The following is a 19,486-nucleotide window of genomic DNA, read 5'->3' on the forward strand; positions in this document are numbered from 1 at the left end:
TCAAGATGGGACTTTTAAATTTGTACCCTGCATTCACATTTTGTCTACCTTTTCCATAGGTTAAATCATATCCCTCCTATCGTTGAAGCTCTTGCCACTACTGTTGATTTAGCCCATGATTTTGCGCTTGAAAGGCCGTAGGCCGAGCGTTATACTATACAAGTGCTATTAGGCAAAAATATGGAGCAGTAGTGCAGATTTGAGTGTTTCCTGCGATACTGTGGCAATCTAAAAAAGAACATTTGAGAGGTGAATCCGGAATGGAAGGCGACCCGAGTCCGAATAGGCGGCGATCCCTGAACAACAGCATAGGAATGACTTCAGCTTGCCGAAAGACGGGACGCCAGGCTCTGCATGCTCCAAAAGCCTCCGGCTTTTGATGGGAGTGCACGCTTACCCGCACCGGCTAACTGGCTAACTGAGTCCATTCCTTATGCTTAAGGTAAACGTATTTCCGTTACGACGGAGCATAAGGAGTGACATATATGAAAATCCGTTTGGTCAACAACGGGGTTTTTACCCCTGTCGAAGAAATTGAAATGGCGCTTACTGCACCGGCAGAAGGTTTTTATTGGATTGATGCCGATGTCGATGATTTGGCAGTGCTTCAGCCTTTATTTTCCATGCATGATCTTGCAGTAGAAGACTGTTTGAGTGAAGAAGAACAGCGTCCGAAGATTGAAATTTATGAAAGCCATTATTTTATCGTTGTAAATAGCATTCGTTTTGATGATGAAGAAATATTTTTGCGAGCTTTGAACATTTTTCTCGGCCGCCATTTTATCATTACGGTGACCAAGCAGAAAATAAATGAGCTTCGTACCCTCAAGCCTATGCTGTGGGAGCAAGAAGTCAGCCAGCCTGACCGTTTTATGTATCTGTTGGTCGACTTGATTGTTGACAACTATTTTCTGGTTGGTGACCGGATTGAGGTCCGCATTGAGAAGCTGGAAGAAGATATTCTAATGCATACGAAAAAGTCGCATTTGAACGAAATCATCGGCTTACGAAGTGAGATTCTGTGGCTGAAAAAAGTGCTGGGTCCACAAAAAGAAGTCATCAATACCCTGAACAAACGGGATTTGCGGCTCATCGACGATCAATTGCAAAAATATTTCAGCGACATTTATGAAAATGCTGTGAAAATTTCGGAGACTTTTGAAACTTACCGCGACTTGATGGGTAACCTTCGAGAAGCTTATCAATCCAGTATCGCCAACCGTGCCAATGAAATTATGCGTGTGTTTACGGCAATTACGACCGTATTTATGCCATTGACAGTCATTACCGGAATATATGGGATGAACTTCGATAATATGCCTGAGCTTCATACACGTTATGGCTATTTTGTCGTCATTGGTATTATGGTGGCATTAGGTGTCAGTATGTTCTGTATTTTCCGCAAGAAAGACTGGGTTTAAAAAGAACAGGGGGGAAAAGTACCGAGTTGGATACTTTTTTCGATTTTCAGCTTGGTCATAAAAAGCAGCAGCCGTGTCCTGTGTGGAACTCGCTGCTGCTTTTTAGTATGTTGAACCCTGAATGTACTTTAATACTTTAGCTTTATTCAATCAGTTCTATATTATCCAACATGTCGGTCGGGTACCTGCTGATGACGAAACCGTATACGGATCAGACGCAGACGCTCGTAAATTTGATCCAGTCCTGTTTCGGTTGCCTTTTCTTCCCCATACACTTTCAGCATGACGGGCTTGAGCAGCGTATCCCCCAACTCTTCATAAGCAGACCAGATGGCTGCCTGCTCCTCCTCAGATACATTCACCAACTCCTTGCGGATCAGCTTCTCCATATCAATGCCATCCCTGTCCAAATGCTCCACAGCTTCAATCATCTCTCTACGATGCAAACCTGTCTTCATTCCGATATGCTCCAGTGAAAGACCGTCCGAAATGCCTTCGATAATCGTTCTAGTTAGGCTGAATTTGTTCAGCTCCTGCCTGTACTGGTTCTCTTTTTGCTTGTATAGCCATGACAAAAAAACTTCTTCTTCCAGCGTCTCTGTTACCCAGTTTAACGGAAATGGTGTGGTCCGGTCATTTTGTGTCGTAATAGCCAATAGCTCCGTCCCATATTGCGACACTTTACCCTGCCCCATACCAGGAAGTTCCAACAGTTCTTCTTCGGTATGGGGAAGATAGACGCTAATGAGTCGAAGCAGCCGATTCGTAGCAATAAAATAAGGTGCTTTTCGTTCCGTTGCTGCCTTTTGCCGTCTCCACATCGTCAACTGCTCATACACTTCATCACGTGGAAACAAATCACTGTAGCAATACAGCTTTTGCAGCGTTTGTCCTCGTCCTGATGATCCTTCTTGCTCATGAAATACGCCATGGATTAAGGGCCTATAGCCCTCAGCCATTTTGAGCGCCAGCTCATGACGGTATACATGTAGTAATTCCTGCCACAAGCTGCCCTCATACCAAAGGTCGTCTATACTTTCATCCGGGACATGCTGTGTGCTCCAGCCTGCACTCCATCCCCCTTCATGCTGCCCAATCCATACCTGAGCAAAGTCCTCATAGCCCTGTTCATTTCGTTTGGACAAGCGATTTAAAAATACAATATCCATGATTTCTTCCTCCCTCATATCGTTGAAAGACAGTCCCGCACAACACAAAAACGCAAAAAAAAGCACCCATCCTGCGTATTCGCAAGAAAGGTGCTTCCCTTTTTGAGCCGTACTATACTGTTGCCTATATAATAACCGTACCTTGGAGTGCCGTCAACCATAAATTCTAATGATTCAGCTTTTCCTTTGCCAATGCCAGAGCACCGCACAATCCAGCATTGTCACCCAATCCCGGAGATACGATATATTGCTCAATATCTGTTGCCAGACTCGAATGCTGTACGTATCCGTTCAAAAGTTCTTGAAGCTTGGTACGAATGAGCGGGAACAGTTGGTCCTGCTTCATCACTCCCCCGCCCATAATAATTTTTTGCGGTGACAGGATTAATACATAGCTCATTAAAGCCTGTGCCAGATAGTACGCTTCCATTTCCCAGGCCGAGTGATCGACAGAAAGCTCATGTCCTTTAACCTTCCATCTTTTTTCGAGCGCAGGACCTGCTGCCAGTCCCTCCAAACAATCTCCGTGATAAGGACATGTCCCCTCGTAAGTATCTTCTGGGTGACGACGTACCAGAATATGCCCCATTTCCGGGTGGGATAATCCATGTATCAGCTTTCCACCAACCAAAGCACCCGCCCCGATGCCTGTACCTATCGTAATATACAGACAGTTGTCCAATCCTTTGGCGGCACCCCAAATAGACTCACCAAGTGCTGCTCCATTCACATCCGTGTCAAACCCCATAGGCACATCAAAATGCTCTTTCAGTTTGCCAATCAGATTGTAATTTCCCCAATGTGGCTTTGGCGTTGTTGTAATATAGCCATATGTATCACTACCTTCGATAGGATCAATCGGCCCGAACGAGCCTACGCCCAATGCTTCAATGCCCTTGCCTTCAAAAAATGCGATGACATTCTCCATTGTTTCTGCTGGGGTGGTTGTTGGAAAGCTCGCCCGTTCCAGTACCTCTCCACGTTCGTTGCCAATTCCACATACAAATTTGGTACCGCCTGCCTCAATTGCTCCCAATACTGTCATAGTTGCTGTTGTCCCCTTTCGATAATCCGGTTCTCTCTCCACTATATTCACCTGAAATGTACCTGAGGTCAATCCCCTTATCGCAATTGTATATAATCCTTCACATGACTATATAACTCCGTCGACATATGGGTATACAAATAAGGACACTAACGCATCAAGCGTCAGCATCCCTATATTACTTACTTTACCTGAATTGTACGTACCAAGCCTAACAGCTTCATTAAGATCCGGTTGCGACACCCATCAATGTACACAAGCTTTTCATTTCAAGCTGCTCAAACTTGTCTACAATTTGCACGTGATCCAGCGTCAGCAGACAGCTATCCAAAGCACATGCTACAGGTACACCACAGTGAATTTCAGCAAGTTTGCGTGAAAGATGCAGCATATCCAAATCACTCTCAATTTTTTTACGGACCGAGGGTGTTAATTGATCCAGATTCTCCAGAATGCCCTCAATAGAGTCGTATTCCTGAACCAGCTTGAGTGCCGTTTTCTCGCCAATACCTCGTACTCCGGGATAATTATCGCTTGCATCCCCCATCAGGCCTTTAAGGTCCACCACTTGACGTGGCTTAAGCCCTTTTTCAGTCAGCAGGGTCTCCGGGGTGTATACCATATAATTGCCGTGCCCTTTTTTCATAATAATGACCCGTGTCCGCTCATCCACTAATTGAAGTAAATCATGATCTCCTGAGAGAATCATTACATCCATGTCCTCATTTTGCGAATAATGACGTGCAAGCGTACCGATACAATCATCGGCTTCAAAGCCTTCCGCTCCAATGTTGGGAATGCCGAGGCTGTCCGTCACTTCACGAATCAATGTAAATTGGGGAATCAAATCATCCGGTGCGTCGGCTCGGTTTCCTTTATACGCAGCAAAATGTTCCCCACGGAATGTCGTTCCGCCCATATCCCAGCAGCAAATGACATGTGTAGGATTAAACGTTTGGACTGCGTCCCAAAAATATCGAATAAAACCATATATGGCGTTCGTTGGCACCCCAGCTTTTGTACGACGGATATAACCGTTTGCGGCGGTTGCATAATAAGCGCGAAATAGCAGGGCCATGCCGTCAACCAGCATTACGGATTGTTCATTGCGTTGTGTCACAGATTGTATTGCTCCCATTCATCATAATATTTAACCCCCACAGTATAACATATCGTGAGTGTAAATTGGGCGTTATTGAGCTTCCCATGTGCCCTCAAATGTTTCCTCTTTGAATCCTATCGTTACTTTGTTCCCGTCGGTTACAATCGGGCGTTTGATTAATCTTCCATTCGAGGATAAAAGCGAAATTTGCTCTTCACGACTCATGTCTCCAAGCTTATCTTTCAGCTTTAACTCTTTATACACCTCACCGCTTGTATTAAAAAACTTTTTTAGCTCCAGCCCGCTTTTTCGAATTAAATCTTCCAATTCCTCCGAGCCGGGCGGCTGTTCAAAAATAGGAATAAGTTCCGTCTCATGTCCCTTGTTTTGCAGCCATTTCACTGCATTACGGCAGGTACTGCATTTAGAATACTGATATACTTTCAGTTGGCTCATCGCTAGATTAACCTCCATTTGGTTTTGATAGCTTATTTATATTTTATTCTGAAAAATATTGCGCTCTTAATAGCTCCTGCATTTCAGCCATATCTTCAGGTAGAGGAGCATAGAACGTCAGCCGCCCCCCGGTTACAGGATGCTCCAAGGAAAGCTCTGAGGCGTGCAAGGCTTGTCGAGGCATCCTGGCATCAAGCTGATCATATCGTTCACGTTGCGCAGCATCATCGGGTGTAATCCGGTACATTTTATCTCCGATCAACGGACAACCGATATAAGTCATATGCACTCGAATTTGGTGCGTACGCCCGGATTCCAACTTTAGTCCGATGCGACTTCCCCCGTTCCACACTTCCTCCAGCTTATACAGCGTAAGGGCAGGATAACCATCCGGGGTCACCATACGTAAATGCGGATTATCCGGGCTGCGGTCAATTGGTCCGTCTACCTTACCTTCCTGCAGCTCAGGACGCCCATGCACCAGAGCCGTATAGCGCTTATCCACCGTTCCCGCAATCATCTGCTCAGAAATATGCTGGTGTACATACGGATTTTTGGCTACTACCAGCACACCCGTCGTCTCTTGATCAAGACGATGAACAGGACGAAACCGGAACAGTTCTCCCTTGGCCTGCCAATAATGCACAACCCCATTAGCCAGTGTTCCAGTGTAATGACCGTGAGTTGGATGGACAATCATACCCGCCGCCTTGTTCACCACTAACAAATGTTCATCCTCAAACAATATCTCAAAAGGAATGGGTTCAGGTAAAATATCATCAGAACGCTCGCGCTCCATGCGAATTTCTACTCGATCCCCGGACTTCACCTTTACGCTGATGTACACACGTGTCCCGTTCAGCATAATACCTTGCTCGGTCAGCTTGAGTTTGGATATTAACTTTCGAGAAATGTTCATACGTTTTTGTAAAATAGTCTTCAACAGCATGCCCTCCTCCTCAGGAGGGATCGTATATACGATAGGTTCATAGTACAAGCTCATCACAAATTCCCGGTTGCCTCCTTATTTGCGGAACACTTTTTTGCTGCGCACATATTCGACATCGGGCACACCCTGACGGACATTCGCTGTGCGAGCAACGGCAAAGAAATAATCGGAAAGACGGTTCAAATACCGACGTACCGCCGGATTGATGTCCGTATGTTTACCTAGTGTAACAGCACGGCGTTCCGCGCGTCGGCAAACCGTACGGCAAACATGAAGCGTTGAGGATAATGTGCTACCACCCGGTATAATAAAACGCTCCACCTTCGGATTTTCCTCCTGACATGCATCAATCCAGCCTTCCAGTCGCTCTGCCAGCTCGTCTTTCACCTTATATTTGCTTTCACTGATTTTAACAAACGCCAAATCCGAACCACAATCAAACAGCTCCTGCTGTATTTCCTCCAATTGAGTCCGAATATCCGCAAACTTTTCCCCTTCGGCAAAGCTGATCGCTTGTCCTACAAAGCTGTTCAGCTCGTCAATTGTACCGTATGCCTCCACACGGTCATCATCTTTGGACACTCGACCTCCAATCACAGAAGTTTGTCCTTCATCACCTGTTCTGGTATAGATCCCCATATTACTCCATCCCCCTTATCATTCCGTAAGTGCTTTCAGCACCTTGATGGCTTCTTCCTTATTGCTTGTACGAGGCGGCACGGTAGCAAATAATGTTTTTGAGTTATATTTTAGCTCCTTAAACATCTTCATCTGCTCCACCGGAATTCCGAACAAATGAGTTTCCTTGCTTACATCTGTTTCTTCTTCCTCCTGCCCCTTCTTCTTAAATACGCCGCCCTCGAACACGCCCCGAGCGTACGTCTTCTTGTCAAAAGCATCATCTAACGGCAGATTCGAACCATTCTGTCCATACAGCTTCATGTCCTCTTCCGGCAAAAGAAACAGATCATGCTCCCCGGCCGCATATTCTACAACCAGCTTCTGCTGGTTATACAGCGGACTGACTGAAATCTCAATAGTCGGAGCCTGTTTGCCCAGCTTATCCTTAAGCTTTTGTGCCAGCTCTTCACGGATGACTGAAGCATCCCCTTTATCCATAATAAAAATGGAGAAGCTGTCCTTGTCCCGTCCCCCACATCCAGCCAATAATACAAGTGTCAACATTCCGATAATCCATGGCGATAGCCTTTTTAGCCCTGTTCTCATATGTACGCCCCCTCTTCCATGCCATTAATATATCATAAGTTGTGAACGCAAAAAAAGAAGGCCCTACGGCCTCCTTCTTACCTTTGGCTGACTTCACACGGTTAAACCTTGCATTCCGTACCATACATTTTCATGTATTCATTGATTTTCAAATCGAGCTTGCAACTAATCTCGATGACAAGATCAGAGGTGAAGGACTGCTCTTCCTGAAACGTCCGCATCATCTCATTGCGCAGGAACAAAATTTCATCTTCTAGGGAAATGTCGTATCCTATTGAACTAGACGAATTATATCCAACATATGACATGAGCATTCCTCCTACAATTGAAAAATTGAACTTCCTGCTTTCGAATTCAAATTATAGCATAGAAATTTAGAAATAAAAGACTATTTTTTATGAATTACCCATAAAAAAAATAATTTTAACCTTCTTTTCTTACTTTTTCTACAAAATGACCAATCCGATCCAGTGCCTCCGTCAGCTGAGCAACAGAAGTCGCGTATGAGCAACGAAGATAGCCTTCGCCTCCCAAACCGAACACATTACCCGGTACAGCCGCAACTTTAGCCTCTGCCAATAGACGCTGTGCAAATTCATCTGAGCTAAGTCCCGTGCTTTGAATACTAGGGAAAACATAAAAAGCCCCTCTTGGCTCATGGCACTCCAGGCCGATTTCCCGGAACCCTTCAACCATCAGACGGCGACGCTGATTATAGGCTTCTACCATACGATCTTTCTCACCCAAACCATTCCGCAAACCTTCCAGTGCCGCAACTTGCCCCATAGAAGGCGCACACATTACGGTGTACTGATGGATTTTGAGCATAGCCGCAATCAGATCTGGATGTCCGCATGTATATCCAATACGCCAGCCTGTCATGGCGAAGGCTTTGGAGAAACCACTGACGAGAATCGTACGATCCATCATACCAGGCATAGCGGCAAAACTAACATGCTTCTCTCCATAATTCAATTCAGCATAAATTTCATCAGAAATGACGATCAAATCATGCTTTTCCACGACTTCGGCAATCGGAAGCCAATCTTCATAAGTCATCGTAGCCCCAGTTGGATTACTCGGATAGCATAAAATCAGCACCTTGGATTTAGGTGTAATTTTTGCCTCCAACGCCTCAGCCGTCAGCTTAAATTCATCCTTAGCAAATGTTTCAATACCTACCGGAATCCCGCCTCCAATTGAAGTGATTGGAGAATATGAAATGTAGCACGGCTCGGGCACGAGAATTTCGTCGCCAGGTACAATTAACGCACGCAAAGCAAGATCAATCGCCTCGCTTCCCCCAACGGTCACGATAATCTCATTTTTAGGATCATAATTAACTTCAAATTGCTCATTCAGATAATCACTAATCGCATCACGCAGTTCTGGCGTTCCCGCATTAGACGTGTAGCTGGTAAAACCTCGCTCTAATGAATAGACACAGGCTTCCCGCATATGCCAAGGGGTTGTAAAATCCGGTTCGCCTACACCAAGGGTAATAATATCCTTGTTGCCACCCACCAAGTCAAAAAACTTACGAATGCCCGAAGATGGAATTTCGCGCACCAACGGGGACAAATAGGAACTCATGGCTTTGTTACTGTCGGTAAATGCTTCTGTTTTGAGATTCATCATGATCTTCCTTTACGGCGAAATCACCAGACGATTATCTTCCTGATGATCCTCAAAGATAATTCCGTCCTGCTTGTATTTTTTAAGCGTAAAATTAGTCTTGGTGGACAAGACCGAGTCAATAGGAGACAGTTTCTCCGACACAAAATTAGCGACCTCACGGAGGTTGCGGCCTTCAACTTCTACCAGCAAGTCGTATGCTCCAGACATGAGATAAACCGATTTAACTTGCGGATACAAATAAATCCGTTCTGCAATACCTTCAAATCCTCTTCCACGCTCGGGTGTAATCTGTACTTCAATCAAAGCAGTAACCTTTTCGTCGTCGACTTTATCCCAATTGACTACGGCGGCGTACTTAACGATTACATGTTGGTCTTCTAGCTCTTTAATTGAGGTGCGTACATCCTGCTCGTCAACCCCCAGTAAAGTAGCCAACAAAGTCGGTGTTCTTCTTGCATCTTCTTTTAACAATTCCAGCACTTTTAATTTCAAACCATTTAGCTCTGTCATTCTACATAAGGCCTCCATCGAAAGAGATTACTATACATCATACAATACGCACTTTAAACCTGCAAAGAAAAACCGTCCGCCCCGGTAAACCCGGCAGACGGACGGCTGTTATGGGAAATTGCTTCAAAAACGGAATATCCCGTTTACATATAGTAAGGGTTATTTTGGTGAGTAGGCTGCCCTTGCTGATGCATAGGTTGACCATATCCCCCCGCTGATGACGACTTTTGCTGAATGAACTGTTGGCATTCGTGTTGGGTCTTGCGAGCTTCTTGAATCTGTTTGTCCAAATCGATGCGCAGTGCTTTTGACGAAGTGGAGTACATATTGTTTTGACTCATCAGACGATACAAATCGCCTTGTAGGCGCAGCGTATCGTTCGTAAGGTCGGTGAACATCTGACGCACAGACGGACAATTGGATTCCGTTGTCGCTGTTGTATACTCTCCCACCGTGCGTTTCATATCGGCAAGAATGGTATAGAGCAAATCTTCTTCGGGCATAAATGACGTATTGTTCTGTGAAAACATCGTGATATTACCTCCTTTATTGGTTAATCCATAATTACTGCTGCGGTTGCATAGGAGCAAGCTGCTGGTGCTGTTGAAGTGCATTGGAAAGCAGGTTCAGGTGGTTCTCATGAGTTCTCGCGAATTGCAGACAAGCTTGCTGAATGGCTGGATGCTGAATGGATGCTGCTGTCGCCGTACATTGCTTGAGCAGCAGTTCTTCATTGGAAATGGAGTCCACGATGTACTCCAGCTCTTTGCCTGTCAAGGGTTGCATGTTGGTAGATTGCATAGTCTCTGTGCCTCCTTAAATGTTTTGTTGCACGCTGGTTATCTTGTCCGTTTGGCGAAATACTATGTACACATAAGAGATACTACATATTGCCTATAAGGAGTGCTGTTTATATGGAATTGATTAGCGGGAATACGTATTGGCCGAGTACCTTGGAGCAAACATCGGATTTTCCGCCTTTGGCAGAGGATTTAAATTGTGATGTACTGATCATCGGAGGCGGGATGGGTGGGTCCATCTGCTCCCGGCTATTGGGAGAACGACAGGTAGACACCGTGGTTATTGACAAACGCAAGCTGGTACATGGAAGTTCTTCGGCCAATACCGGACTGCTGCAATATAGCAATGATAAGACCTTAACCTCCTTCATCAATACGTTTGGTGAAACGAACGGTGTACTGTTTTACCGTATGTGCAAAGATGCTCTGGATCAGTTGGAAAAACTGTCTACCACGCTGGAAATTGATCCGTCCTTTATACGCCGCAGTAGCCTGTACTATGCAAGTACATCGGAGGATGTGCAGATCCTTCAGGAAGAGTACAAACAGCTAACCCGGTTTGGATTTCCCGTCGAATACTGGGATGAGCAACAGATTGCAGCCCGATTTCCTTTTCGAAAATCAGCAGCCTTGTACACGCACGAAGATGCCGAGGTTAATCCATTTTTGTTTGCCCAAGGACTGTTGCAATCCGCCAGCCGTCTCGGTGTACGCTTATATGAGCATACGGAAGCCAAGCATTTTGAATTTAATGAAAATGAAGTTGTTTGTTATACCAGCGGTGGAATTATCCGAGCGAAAAAAATCATTTTTGCAACGGGTTATGAAACACAGGAGATTAAATCAGATCGCGGAGCCGTTCTAGAAAGCTCTTATGCTATCGCCACCAATCCAATCGGAGATGTTCCCTTGTGGTATGAGCAGTGTCTGATTTGGGAAACTACTCGTCCTTATCTGTACATACGCTCAACACCGGAAGGACGCATCATTATTGGTGGTTTGGATGAACCTGTACTGGACGCCCATCAACGTGAAATCAGGCTGCTACACCAACAGCAAAAGCTGCTGCAAACGCTACAGGAGCATTTTCCGGGTGTTCCATTTCAGATCGACTATGCTTGGGCGGCTGTATTCGGCTCCTCTCACGACGGCTTGCCGTATATTGGTCCACATCCACGTTTTCCAAACTGCTATTTTTTGGAGGGTTACGGGGGAAATGGGACGGTTACGAGTATGATGGCCGCACAGCTATTGGCTGATGAACTGACGGGCACACACCGACCTGAAATGGAGCTTTATTCTCTAAACCGTACTACCAAGCCCTCGCCTGAAACAACGGAACCGATGGTTTAACATATGAATACAAAAAGAACCTCTTTCCCCTACTAATTGGGTCTGGAGGTCTTTTTTAATGTATTTTCAAACTATTCGGTTTGCTTGTGCCAGCGTTGTGCATGGGAATGAGATTTGCTCTGCTTCGTCTTTTGTTCCATTTTCAGCACACTTCGCATAAAAAACCATCCGAGCACTGGCATCAATGCAAGGCCAATCAACAACCAGATCATCGCCGTAGGAGCCTTGCTGATACTTAGGACACCCAAGAAAATGAGTGTTCCGGTCAATCGGCCTACCATTAAGCATAGTTCGCGCAGTACAACCAGTTCCACTCTCTGATTGGCATCTCCTTTACTCGTCCCCATTAAATCAAAGCTCGCAGAAATCATGGGAATTAAATATAAAGGCATAAATAAAGCGGTGCCGATCCCCATAATCAGTAGTGTGCTATACTCCATACGCCACAATAACGGTAATAACGCGATCACCAACAACACGGCACCCAACAGCATACCCGCCGAACGATAGTGTGGCTTGAGCCATTTTCCGACAGCCCAAAAGCTGAAAAATGATACCGCCGAGGTGATAAGTGAAAACTGTGCCAGCTTCCATTCCTGTTGAGTAGCTACATATACGAGCAGCGTAATCAGGAAGGCAAACACCCCTTCACGGATGCCCTGGGCAATAAGCGATAACGACAACGGACGCCACATACTCCCTTTTTGTGACAATCGTTGCTTGGGCTCTTTCCAATTGTAATTTCCTGTCGGCTTACGTTTGCGAAGAAAGAAACTAAGCACCACTCCTACGACATAAAAGGCCAAGGAAATACTGAATATCACGCGATAACCTGCGTCATCCTCCATACGGGCAATAATCCAACCGGACAGCCAAGGACCCACTATACCAGAAAACGAGCCCAGCAGACCCACCCATCCGTTAAAATGATCACGGCTTGCCTGATCCGTGACTTCGAAAAAAATCACATTAAACGCCAGCCAGAATAAACCTAATGCTGCACCCAGCAGCATCCCGAGCGGCCATATGTAGTTCACAGCCTGCGGTCCCGTATATAACACGATCAGATAAAATAGGCCTGATAATGCGGTCCCCACGCGTAGGGCATTCATTTTGTTATGTTCCTTGACCCACTTTCCAGCCACCCAGACCATAATTCCCAGTGCAATTTGTTGACTAACATTAAACCAGCCGATCATCGCGTAATCCTGCCTGCTTTTCCACAAATACACGTTAAGAAATGTGCCTGACAATGCTGCTGCAAACACAAACAATCCATTCAAGCTTAATAGCAGAATGGATTGTCCGTTCAGGTTTGATTTCAATGCAGTTCCCCCTAACCGAAAAATCACCAATCAGCTTATTTCAAGCCAGCTTGTTCAAAGATTTCTTCGATTTAAGATGCCCGTATTGAGCTTGGGCCTATCCGGGGAATTGCTATTTAATTGTTGGAAATACCGCTGAGCTTCTCCAGCATCCGCAGTCGGTCATTCTCTGACAGTGTCTGCTGGACATGGAAGCAGCTAGGGCACACATAAACATTCAAGACGAACGGCAAATCCAGAACGGGCTTGCCAAGCGCTGGAGACATCGACGGTTCAAAACCTTCTCTGGTTACGGTTTGCGAACCTGCATGCAGCATGTACTCCCCACATTGAGAACATTCAAGAACCTCATCTTGTCTGTCGAGTATTTGTTCAGCGCCTTGTTCATAAGCCATCAGATCCGCACCGCTTTCTTCAAATTTTTGCAAAGTATGCAGCACAGGCAACTTATGAAGCTCATTATCCTGCAACAACGGTGCATCAACCGGTTTTTCAACTACGATTTCATCATCTGCCTCATATAAAATATCCTGCTCCTCATCATCACCGAGCTGAATACTCAATGTCCGATAACCCTTCAGGTCTTCTTTTCCATGAGAGTGGGGCGCCGGGGTTACAGAAGCCACATGATCATGTTTCGTCTCTTCATGTCCATGCTCACCGGCATGTCTATGAACAGGTGGAGAAACAGACTCATCTTCATCATCGGTGATGTCAGAGTACCCTTTCAGATCATTATGGCAATAAGGACATTCTTCCTCAGGTCCTAATTCTTCATCCCAAATAATTTCCATGTTACACCATGGACAAATAGTCATTTCCAAGCTTTATCATCCTTCCGTTCCAAGCGTATACCAAGCTCTAGTATACAAGATGTGTTAAGTTACACTGGCACCGATCACATAAGATAAAGATATGGAAATAATCATGGAGAACAAGCCGACAGCACGATTATCCTCTTTAATCTGTTGATCGATAGAAAATACTGGTGTCAGAAACTCAAAAAGAAAGTACGCCGCAAGAAGCAGTAAAAAGCCAACGAACGACCAAATCATCGTATCATACACACTGGATTTGGCTTCCATTGCAAAGCGGAGTACGTTGCAAATACCGAACATTTTCCCTCCCGTAGCCATGGCTACCGAAACATTGCCGCGCTTGATCTCTTCCCAGCATTTATAGCGGGTTACCAGCTCAAAACACGACAAAAATACAATTAGCTCCAGCACCGCCACCGAGAAATAACCCAGCATCATCCCCAACGGATGTGACAGCAATTCATCAATCGCCATCTTCACTTCGTCCCTCCCGTTCTACCAAGCGTTCCCGGGCAAAGCCGGCAACCCCTAGCTATTCCAATTCAGCAACTGTTACGCCTGTGCCGCCTTCATTGTAATTACCGATACGGTAGCTTTTCACATGCTTATGCTTGCGGAGGTACTCCTGAATACCGGTTCTCAGGACACCCGTACCTTTACCATGAATAATGTGTACCTGACCCAGATTGGCCAGAAACGCTTCATCCATGAAGCGGTCCACTTCCATCAAGGCTTCCTCCACGTTCGCCCCCCGAAGATCAAGTTCACTTCGTACGTTATCATCCCGTGTCCGCTTAACGCCAGTCACTGGTTTTTGAACTCTTGGAGTCGTTGTTTGTGCAGGTTGCAGTAGTTCCAGATCATCCAGACTGACCTTCATCTTCATGATTCCCAGTTGAATCACAGCTTCCTTGGTACCGGACAGTTCAACCACGTGGCCTTTTTTATTTAGACTGTGGACGGATACTTCATCGCCAGCCATGATAGAACGAGTACGCGTAGCAGCCGGGCGTTTGACGGTACTTTTTTTGCGTTGTTTCGGTTCAGCCTCATCCAGTTCTCTGCGAGCTGCAATCAGCTTATGCTCCTTAACCGAGGCCCCTTCTTCCTGAGCCAATTTACGCAAATCAGTAATGATTTTCTCTGCTTCACTACGAGCCTTATCCACGAGAACCCTTGCTTCGTCCTCAGCTTTTTCCAGCATACGGTCCCGTTGGGACTCCAGCTTATCCAGCTCCATCTGATGACGGCTACGCAATGCTTCCATTTCCTTACGTAGCTGCTCCGCTTTTTCCCGTTCTTGCTCAGCTGTCAAACGGTTCTGCTCCAGTGACGCGATCATGTGCTCAACGCGCTGGTCTTCTTCCGTTACCTCACCACGGGCATAGTCTAAAATACGCCCTGGCAATCCCAATCGCTCGGCAATGGCAAATGCATTACTTCGTCCGGGTACACCGACCAGAAGGCGGTAAGTCGGGCTTAATGTAGCGACATCAAACTCCATGCTTGCATTAATAATTCCTTTGCGCTCATAGGCATACGCCTTCAATTCACTATAGTGAGTCGTCGCAACCATGCGGCAACCCATGGCATGTATATGCTCCAAAATAGATACAGCCAGAGCCGAACCTTCTGCGGGGTCCGTTCCTGCCCCCACTTCGTCAAGCAATACAAGACTTTTTGGCGTCATATTTTTCAGGATGCTAATGATATTGGTCATGTGACTGGAAAATGTACTCAAGTTTTGCTCAATGCTCTGCTCGTCACCAATATCGGCATAGATTGCATCAAATACACATAGCTGGCTTTCATCCTCAACAGGTACAAACAGTCCAGACATCGCCATCAAGCTAAGTAGGCCAATGGTTTTCAGGGTAACGGTTTTCCCCCCTGTGTTCGGTCCGGTAACGATAATAGAGGTGTATGAATTGCCTAACTCCACATCAATGGGAACAACCTGCTCCAACGGAATTAGAGGATGTCTGCCCTTTTTCAGCTTCAAATATCCGCGGTCATTCATTAAAGGTAAGGTTGCCTTCATTTCACGGGCGAGACGCGCTTTTGCAAAAATAAAATCAAGATTGCCCAAAATGTCCACATCATACAGCAACATATCTGCTTGTTCTGCGACGAGTGCGGTCAGCTTTTGTAAAATGACTTCAATTTCACGCTCTTCTCTCAGCCTTGTTTCCCTCAGCTTATTGTTCATGGCTACGATGGATTCAGGCTCGATAAACAATGTTGCACCAGACCCGGATTGATCATGAACAATTCCGCCAAAATAAGAACGGTATTCGGCCTTAACCGGGATCACAAACCGATCTCCGCGAATCGTAATCAACTGATCTTGAAGCATTTTGGATACAGTTGAAGAACGAATCATGGAATCCAGCTTTTCACGAATACGCACTTCTCCCGAGCGCAGCTCCCGACGGATTTGAGAAAGCTCTGTGCTGGCAGAATCCAGCACCTCTGCATTCTCGTCAATACAGCCTTTAATGGAGTTTTCCAAACCTCTCTGCTCCGAAAGCTGCTCACTCCAATACAGCAATGTTTCGACAGGATTTTCCTCATGCAAACTTGTCACGTATACCTGTATACGGCGTGCGGCCTGAACTGTTGTCCGAATGCCGAGCAACTCCTGCGGGCTTAACGTTCCACCAATACGGGCACGCTTCACCGCCGGAGTGATATCTACTACTCCGTTAAATGAAGGCACTCCTTTGAGGCGATCAGCAGCATAAGCCTCATCCGTGCCTTTCAGCATTTTCTTGATATGCTCCAAATCATCGCTGGGCTGTAGTCGAAGGGCTGTCTGTTGTCCCGTTGCCGTTTGGGCATAGTGACTTAGTTTATTTAGAATTTTTTGATATTCAAGGGTTTTGAAAATTTTAGAGTCCAACTTCACTACTCCTTTCACTTATATCTATATTATACCGAAAGCAGCAAACTTACGCTATTTGCCAACTCTGTTTTACACATAAGAAAGCTCTTCATGCCACACACTAACCTTTGTCTAACCCTGTAAATTCAAAAAACAAAGGAGGTTATTCCGTGAGCATTCTCGGGCACATTGTACGTTTCATCGTTGCCGCTCTGGTGCTGATGGTCGTAAGCTGGATCGTTCCCGGATTTAGTGTAGGCGGCTTTTGGAGCGCGCTGATTCTTGCCATTGTCATTGCCTTGGTTGGTTACATCATCGAGGCAGTGTTCGGCCGACGCGTTTCTCCATTTGGACGCGGTATCGTAGGTTTTCTAGTGAGCGCTCTGGTTATCTGGATCGCTCAGTATGTGGTGACCAATGTCAGTGTTTCCGTTCTGGGCGCATTGCTCGCTGCATTGGTTATCGGGATTATCGACCTGTTCATTCCGGTATCGACACCGTTTGAAGCCGGTCGCAAAGACGGGAAATAATTTCAGTAGACCCTCCCGGCAAAGCTGTCCCGAAGCAGATTTCGTCTGCCAAAGGACAGCTTTTTGTCATAAACACTTCTGAGTGGATACAATAAGCAAACAATCCCCGGCGATGAGCAGCCGGGGATTGCCATACATTTATAATCCGTATCTACTGATCCTGTTCGATAAGTTCAATCCATTCATTGTACTCCGTTTGAAGCTTAGTGTACTCTTCCTGTAATTGACGTAATTCTGTAGAAATCTTCTCCGTATTTTCCCGATCTACGTCCTGTTGTACTTGTAACAGACGAAGCTGATGCGCCGCCATTTCATATTTTTGACCCACTTCGTCCAATTCAGACTGCAAGGCCATTCGTTCCTGCTCTATGGACTGCTGCTCAGCTTTCGCCGTTTTGGCAGCTTCAACCGCCAAACGAGTCTCCTCCTGAAGCTGTTCCTTTTGTTCAACTGTTACCGCTATTTCGCGTTCCCAAGATGCAAATTCTTCCTTACGGGCAGCATCTTCAGCTTCCAGACGTTCCGCTTCTGCCTTCAACTGATCGTATTTAAGTTGCCACTCCAGAGATTCTTCCTCAGCATGTTCCAGCTTACTCCGCCGTTCGTGATCTTCCTGTTGAAGCTGCTTGATATTTTGCTCCAGCTGTCCAGCTCGGCTCTTCATGCTTCCATATTGCTCCTGAAGCGATTGATACGCCTTCGCTCCCTCTTGCTCTCGGACTTTGGCTTTTTCAAGCTCATCCTGAACACGAATCAGCTCAGGTGAAAGCTCCTTGATTCTCGCTTCGAGTTGAACTAGCCGTTGCTGTTGTGAAGCAAATTTATCATTAATAGCTTCGAGCTCAGCTGCTGCGTGCTGTAATTGCTCCTGTATCGCTTCCTTCTGTTCACGTGCTTCCAGCAGGGAGAGCTCCAGCTCATCAACTGCCAACTGGCGTTCTTCTGCAAGTTTCCTCCATGACTTCTCGCTTTCAGCTAGCGTAGCCAGCTCACTTTGCATCTTGCGAGAAGATACGTGAGCTTGCTCCAGCAGCTTCTGCATCCGCCGCTGTTCTTCCTCCAGCTTAGCCGTCTGCTGCTGCGCAGCCTTGGCTTCAGCTTCTAATTGATCATATCGGCTTTGCAGTTCTTCACGTGCAAGCGTATCTGCCTGCTCTCGCTCTATCGCAACCTGTCGCTGTGTTTCCAGCACAGACTCCAGCTCGGACTGTTGTTGCTTCAGTACTCTTGCTTGCTCTTGAGCCTCTCCCAGACGAGAAGAAAGCTCTGTACTGCCTGCCTGTACTTGTTCTAATTGTTCCTGAAGCTCCTCAACCCGAATCTCCTGCTCCAGTGCAGCTTCATCAGCTCGTTTCTGCGCTTCCTGATGCTGGAGCTTTTCTTCATTCAACGCCAATTCAGCCTGTTTACGTTCCTGCTCCAGCTGCTCATTCAGCCCGGAGCACTTGGTCTGCCATTCGCTTACCTTCTTACTATGCTCTTGCTGCAAAGCAGATCGCAGCTTGTCCAGTTCTGTACGCTTTTGCTCCTGATGAGTCTTCTCTGCAGCTGACAGCTTGGCTTCAGCCTGCTTAGCCGCTTCAGCCACTTCCTTCTTCATCTGCTCTTCTATCTGCCGGATACGAGCATTGGCCGCCTCCTGCTGCTCTTTCAGCTTGCGAGAAGCTTCTTGACGAGACTCCTCTAATTCACGTTTAGCTTGTTTTTGTCCATTTTCAAGTTCAGCCGCTTTTTTCTCCTGCTGTTCCAGCTTTGCCTTCAATTGGGCAATCTCCTTGGCTGATACAGATTCGGTTTCCATCAGCTTCTTCTGCGTTGCTTCCTTTTCTTCCTTTAGTTGAATAAGAGATTGATGCATATCTGTATTTTTTTGCTGCTGTTCCCCTAGAGCCGTCTGGAGTTGCGCCAGATCTCCCCGGAGCTCTGCTCGTTCCGCTGCTAAGCGGTTCATATGACTCTGAATTTCCTGGATTTGTACAGCTTCCTCTGCCATATGAACCGCAGCCAGCACGGCAATTCGGGGCATATCCAGACGCGAATGAGCTTGAGAAATGCTGTGCATACGCTCATCCACGTAATTGGCAACCTGCTTCATATAATCGGTATTGCTGCCGACGAGTTTATAAGAAGTACCGTAGATCTCTACAGTGACGCGAGTACGATCTGGTGTAGTCACAATTATGCCCTCCTTCAATACTACTGTATGTTGATTCTAAGGTGTGTCCGGTACTATGGTAACCCGCCTTCCGTGAAGCGTTC

The 19,486-nt window shown here is 46.2% G+C and carries 20 protein-coding genes; 3 read left to right on the forward strand and 17 right to left on the reverse strand.

The genetic code is table 11. The annotated features are described in order from the left end of the window. Nucleotides 1-485 precede the first annotated feature (485 nt). Nucleotides 486-1,421 carry a magnesium/cobalt transporter CorA gene (gene corA / locus MKX30_RS13970; protein WP_023987788.1) on the forward strand — a complete coding sequence of 312 codons (936 nt, stop codon included), beginning with the start codon at nt 486-488 and terminating at the stop codon, nt 1,419-1,421. A gap of 161 nt (nt 1,422-1,582) precedes the next feature. Here the strand turns inward: corA and MKX30_RS13975 are convergent, their stop codons facing one another. The 12 genes from MKX30_RS13975 to MKX30_RS14030 all read right to left on the reverse strand — a co-directional run bounded on the left by MKX30_RS13975 (nt 1,583) and on the right by MKX30_RS14030 (nt 10,318). Continuing rightward, on the reverse strand, nt 1,583-2,590 hold the full coding sequence (locus tag MKX30_RS13975) for an HRDC domain-containing protein (RefSeq protein WP_028542957.1): 1,008 nt from the start codon (nt 2,588-2,590) through the stop codon (nt 1,583-1,585). A gap of 166 nt (nt 2,591-2,756) precedes the next feature. After that, entirely contained in the window at nt 2,757-3,635 is an 879-nt protein-coding gene (locus MKX30_RS13980; protein ID WP_023987786.1) for an ROK family protein, read from the reverse strand. Nucleotides 3,636-3,858: 223 nt separating this feature from the next. Continuing rightward, complete coding sequence (locus MKX30_RS13985; protein WP_013309415.1) at nt 3,859-4,755, reverse strand: 5'-3' exonuclease; 897 nt, start codon at nt 4,753-4,755, stop codon at nt 3,859-3,861. 72 nt (nt 4,756-4,827) lie between these two features. After that, nucleotides 4,828-5,193 carry an arsenate reductase family protein gene (locus MKX30_RS13990; RefSeq protein ID WP_075153966.1) on the reverse strand — a complete coding sequence of 122 codons (366 nt, stop codon included), beginning with the start codon at nt 5,191-5,193 and terminating at the stop codon, nt 4,828-4,830. A 43-nt stretch (nt 5,194-5,236) separates the two neighbouring features. Continuing rightward, entirely contained in the window at nt 5,237-6,196 is a 960-nt protein-coding gene (locus MKX30_RS13995) for an RluA family pseudouridine synthase (RefSeq protein WP_028542958.1), read from the reverse strand. A 21-nt stretch (nt 6,197-6,217) separates the two neighbouring features. After that, nucleotides 6,218-6,781 (reverse strand): cob(I)yrinic acid a,c-diamide adenosyltransferase, encoded by a 564-nt coding sequence (locus tag MKX30_RS14000; RefSeq protein ID WP_028542959.1) that lies wholly within the window; start codon nt 6,779-6,781, stop codon nt 6,218-6,220. Nucleotides 6,782-6,799: 18 nt separating this feature from the next. Further along, a complete protein-coding gene (locus MKX30_RS14005) occupies nt 6,800-7,369 on the reverse strand; it encodes a hypothetical protein (protein ID WP_341062919.1) in 570 nt (189 codons plus the stop codon). Between the two features lie 101 nt (nt 7,370-7,470). Then, nucleotides 7,471-7,677 carry an aspartyl-phosphate phosphatase Spo0E family protein gene (locus tag MKX30_RS14010; RefSeq protein WP_023987781.1) on the reverse strand — a complete coding sequence of 69 codons (207 nt, stop codon included), beginning with the start codon at nt 7,675-7,677 and terminating at the stop codon, nt 7,471-7,473. A gap of 115 nt (nt 7,678-7,792) precedes the next feature. Then, on the reverse strand, nt 7,793-9,004 hold the full coding sequence (locus MKX30_RS14015) for an aminotransferase class I/II-fold pyridoxal phosphate-dependent enzyme (RefSeq protein WP_341063008.1): 1,212 nt from the start codon (nt 9,002-9,004) through the stop codon (nt 7,793-7,795). A gap of 12 nt (nt 9,005-9,016) precedes the next feature. Continuing rightward, complete coding sequence (locus tag MKX30_RS14020; protein WP_023987779.1) at nt 9,017-9,517, reverse strand: Lrp/AsnC family transcriptional regulator; 501 nt, start codon at nt 9,515-9,517, stop codon at nt 9,017-9,019. A gap of 143 nt (nt 9,518-9,660) precedes the next feature. After that, nucleotides 9,661-10,047 carry a spore coat protein gene (locus tag MKX30_RS14025; RefSeq protein WP_013309407.1) on the reverse strand — a complete coding sequence of 129 codons (387 nt, stop codon included), beginning with the start codon at nt 10,045-10,047 and terminating at the stop codon, nt 9,661-9,663. A gap of 34 nt (nt 10,048-10,081) precedes the next feature. After that, nucleotides 10,082-10,318, reverse strand: coding sequence for a hypothetical protein (locus MKX30_RS14030; RefSeq protein WP_013309406.1), 237 nt, complete (start codon nt 10,316-10,318; stop codon nt 10,082-10,084). Nucleotides 10,319-10,431: 113 nt separating this feature from the next. On the opposite strand from MKX30_RS14030, the gene MKX30_RS14035 reads away from it, so the two are divergent. Next, nucleotides 10,432-11,670 (forward strand): NAD(P)/FAD-dependent oxidoreductase, encoded by a 1,239-nt coding sequence (locus MKX30_RS14035; RefSeq protein WP_028542960.1) that lies wholly within the window; start codon nt 10,432-10,434, stop codon nt 11,668-11,670. Between the two features lie 71 nt (nt 11,671-11,741). Here MKX30_RS14035 and MKX30_RS14040 read toward each other — a convergent pair whose 3' ends face one another. The 4 genes from MKX30_RS14040 to MKX30_RS14055 form a co-directional block, all read right to left on the reverse strand. Continuing rightward, nucleotides 11,742-12,995: an MFS transporter gene (locus MKX30_RS14040; RefSeq protein WP_023987777.1), complete on the reverse strand. Its 1,254-nt coding sequence runs from the start codon at nt 12,993-12,995 to the stop codon at nt 11,742-11,744. A 116-nt stretch (nt 12,996-13,111) separates the two neighbouring features. Further along, on the reverse strand, nt 13,112-13,819 hold the full coding sequence (locus MKX30_RS14045; protein WP_023987776.1) for a hypothetical protein: 708 nt from the start codon (nt 13,817-13,819) through the stop codon (nt 13,112-13,114). A 54-nt stretch (nt 13,820-13,873) separates the two neighbouring features. Continuing rightward, on the reverse strand, nt 13,874-14,287 hold the full coding sequence (locus tag MKX30_RS14050; protein ID WP_013309402.1) for a DUF350 domain-containing protein: 414 nt from the start codon (nt 14,285-14,287) through the stop codon (nt 13,874-13,876). A gap of 58 nt (nt 14,288-14,345) precedes the next feature. Then, the gene (locus tag MKX30_RS14055) at nt 14,346-16,715 is read right to left on the reverse strand and encodes an endonuclease MutS2 (protein ID WP_023987774.1); all 2,370 of its coding nucleotides are present in this window, start codon (nt 16,713-16,715) and stop codon (nt 14,346-14,348) included. 152 nt (nt 16,716-16,867) lie between these two features. On the opposite strand from MKX30_RS14055, the gene MKX30_RS14060 reads away from it, so the two are divergent. Beyond that, complete coding sequence (locus MKX30_RS14060; RefSeq protein WP_023987773.1) at nt 16,868-17,227, forward strand: phage holin family protein; 360 nt, start codon at nt 16,868-16,870, stop codon at nt 17,225-17,227. A 151-nt stretch (nt 17,228-17,378) separates the two neighbouring features. Here MKX30_RS14060 and zapA read toward each other — a convergent pair whose 3' ends face one another. Beyond that, nucleotides 17,379-19,403: a cell division protein ZapA gene (zapA, locus tag MKX30_RS14065; RefSeq protein ID WP_341062920.1), complete on the reverse strand. Its 2,025-nt coding sequence runs from the start codon at nt 19,401-19,403 to the stop codon at nt 17,379-17,381. Between the last annotated feature and the right edge of the window lie 83 nt (nt 19,404-19,486).

Origin of the sequence: Paenibacillus sp. FSL P2-0173 (genome assembly GCF_038008045.1) — a bacterium.
Taxonomy (GTDB): domain Bacteria; phylum Bacillota; class Bacilli; order Paenibacillales; family Paenibacillaceae; genus Paenibacillus; species Paenibacillus polymyxa_B.

Excerpts from the sequence above, each read along its gene's own strand:
- corA (WP_023987788.1), top strand. The coding sequence starts at position 486 with ATGAAAATCCGTTTGGTCAACAACGGGGTTTTTACCCCTGTCGAAGAA.
- MKX30_RS13975 (WP_028542957.1), bottom strand. The coding sequence starts at position 2,590 with ATGGATATTGTATTTTTAAATCGCTTGTCCAAACGAAATGAACAGGGC.
- MKX30_RS13980 (WP_023987786.1), bottom strand. The coding sequence starts at position 3,635 with ATGACAGTATTGGGAGCAATTGAGGCAGGCGGTACCAAATTTGTATGT.
- MKX30_RS13990 (WP_075153966.1), bottom strand. The coding sequence starts at position 5,193 with ATGAGCCAACTGAAAGTATATCAGTATTCTAAATGCAGTACCTGCCGT.
- MKX30_RS13995 (WP_028542958.1), bottom strand. The coding sequence starts at position 6,196 with ATGAGCTTGTACTATGAACCTATCGTATATACGATCCCTCCTGAGGAG.
- MKX30_RS14000 (WP_028542959.1), bottom strand. The coding sequence starts at position 6,781 with ATGGGGATCTATACCAGAACAGGTGATGAAGGACAAACTTCTGTGATT.
- MKX30_RS14005 (WP_341062919.1), bottom strand. The coding sequence starts at position 7,369 with ATGAGAACAGGGCTAAAAAGGCTATCGCCATGGATTATCGGAATGTTG.
- MKX30_RS14010 (WP_023987781.1), bottom strand. The coding sequence starts at position 7,677 with ATGTCATATGTTGGATATAATTCGTCTAGTTCAATAGGATACGACATT.
- MKX30_RS14015 (WP_341063008.1), bottom strand. The coding sequence starts at position 9,004 with ATGAATCTCAAAACAGAAGCATTTACCGACAGTAACAAAGCCATGAGT.
- MKX30_RS14020 (WP_023987779.1), bottom strand. The coding sequence starts at position 9,517 with ATGACAGAGCTAAATGGTTTGAAATTAAAAGTGCTGGAATTGTTAAAA.
- MKX30_RS14025 (WP_013309407.1), bottom strand. The coding sequence starts at position 10,047 with ATGTTTTCACAGAACAATACGTCATTTATGCCCGAAGAAGATTTGCTC.
- MKX30_RS14030 (WP_013309406.1), bottom strand. The coding sequence starts at position 10,318 with ATGCAATCTACCAACATGCAACCCTTGACAGGCAAAGAGCTGGAGTAC.
- MKX30_RS14035 (WP_028542960.1), top strand. The coding sequence starts at position 10,432 with ATGGAATTGATTAGCGGGAATACGTATTGGCCGAGTACCTTGGAGCAA.
- MKX30_RS14050 (WP_013309402.1), bottom strand. The coding sequence starts at position 14,287 with ATGGCGATTGATGAATTGCTGTCACATCCGTTGGGGATGATGCTGGGT.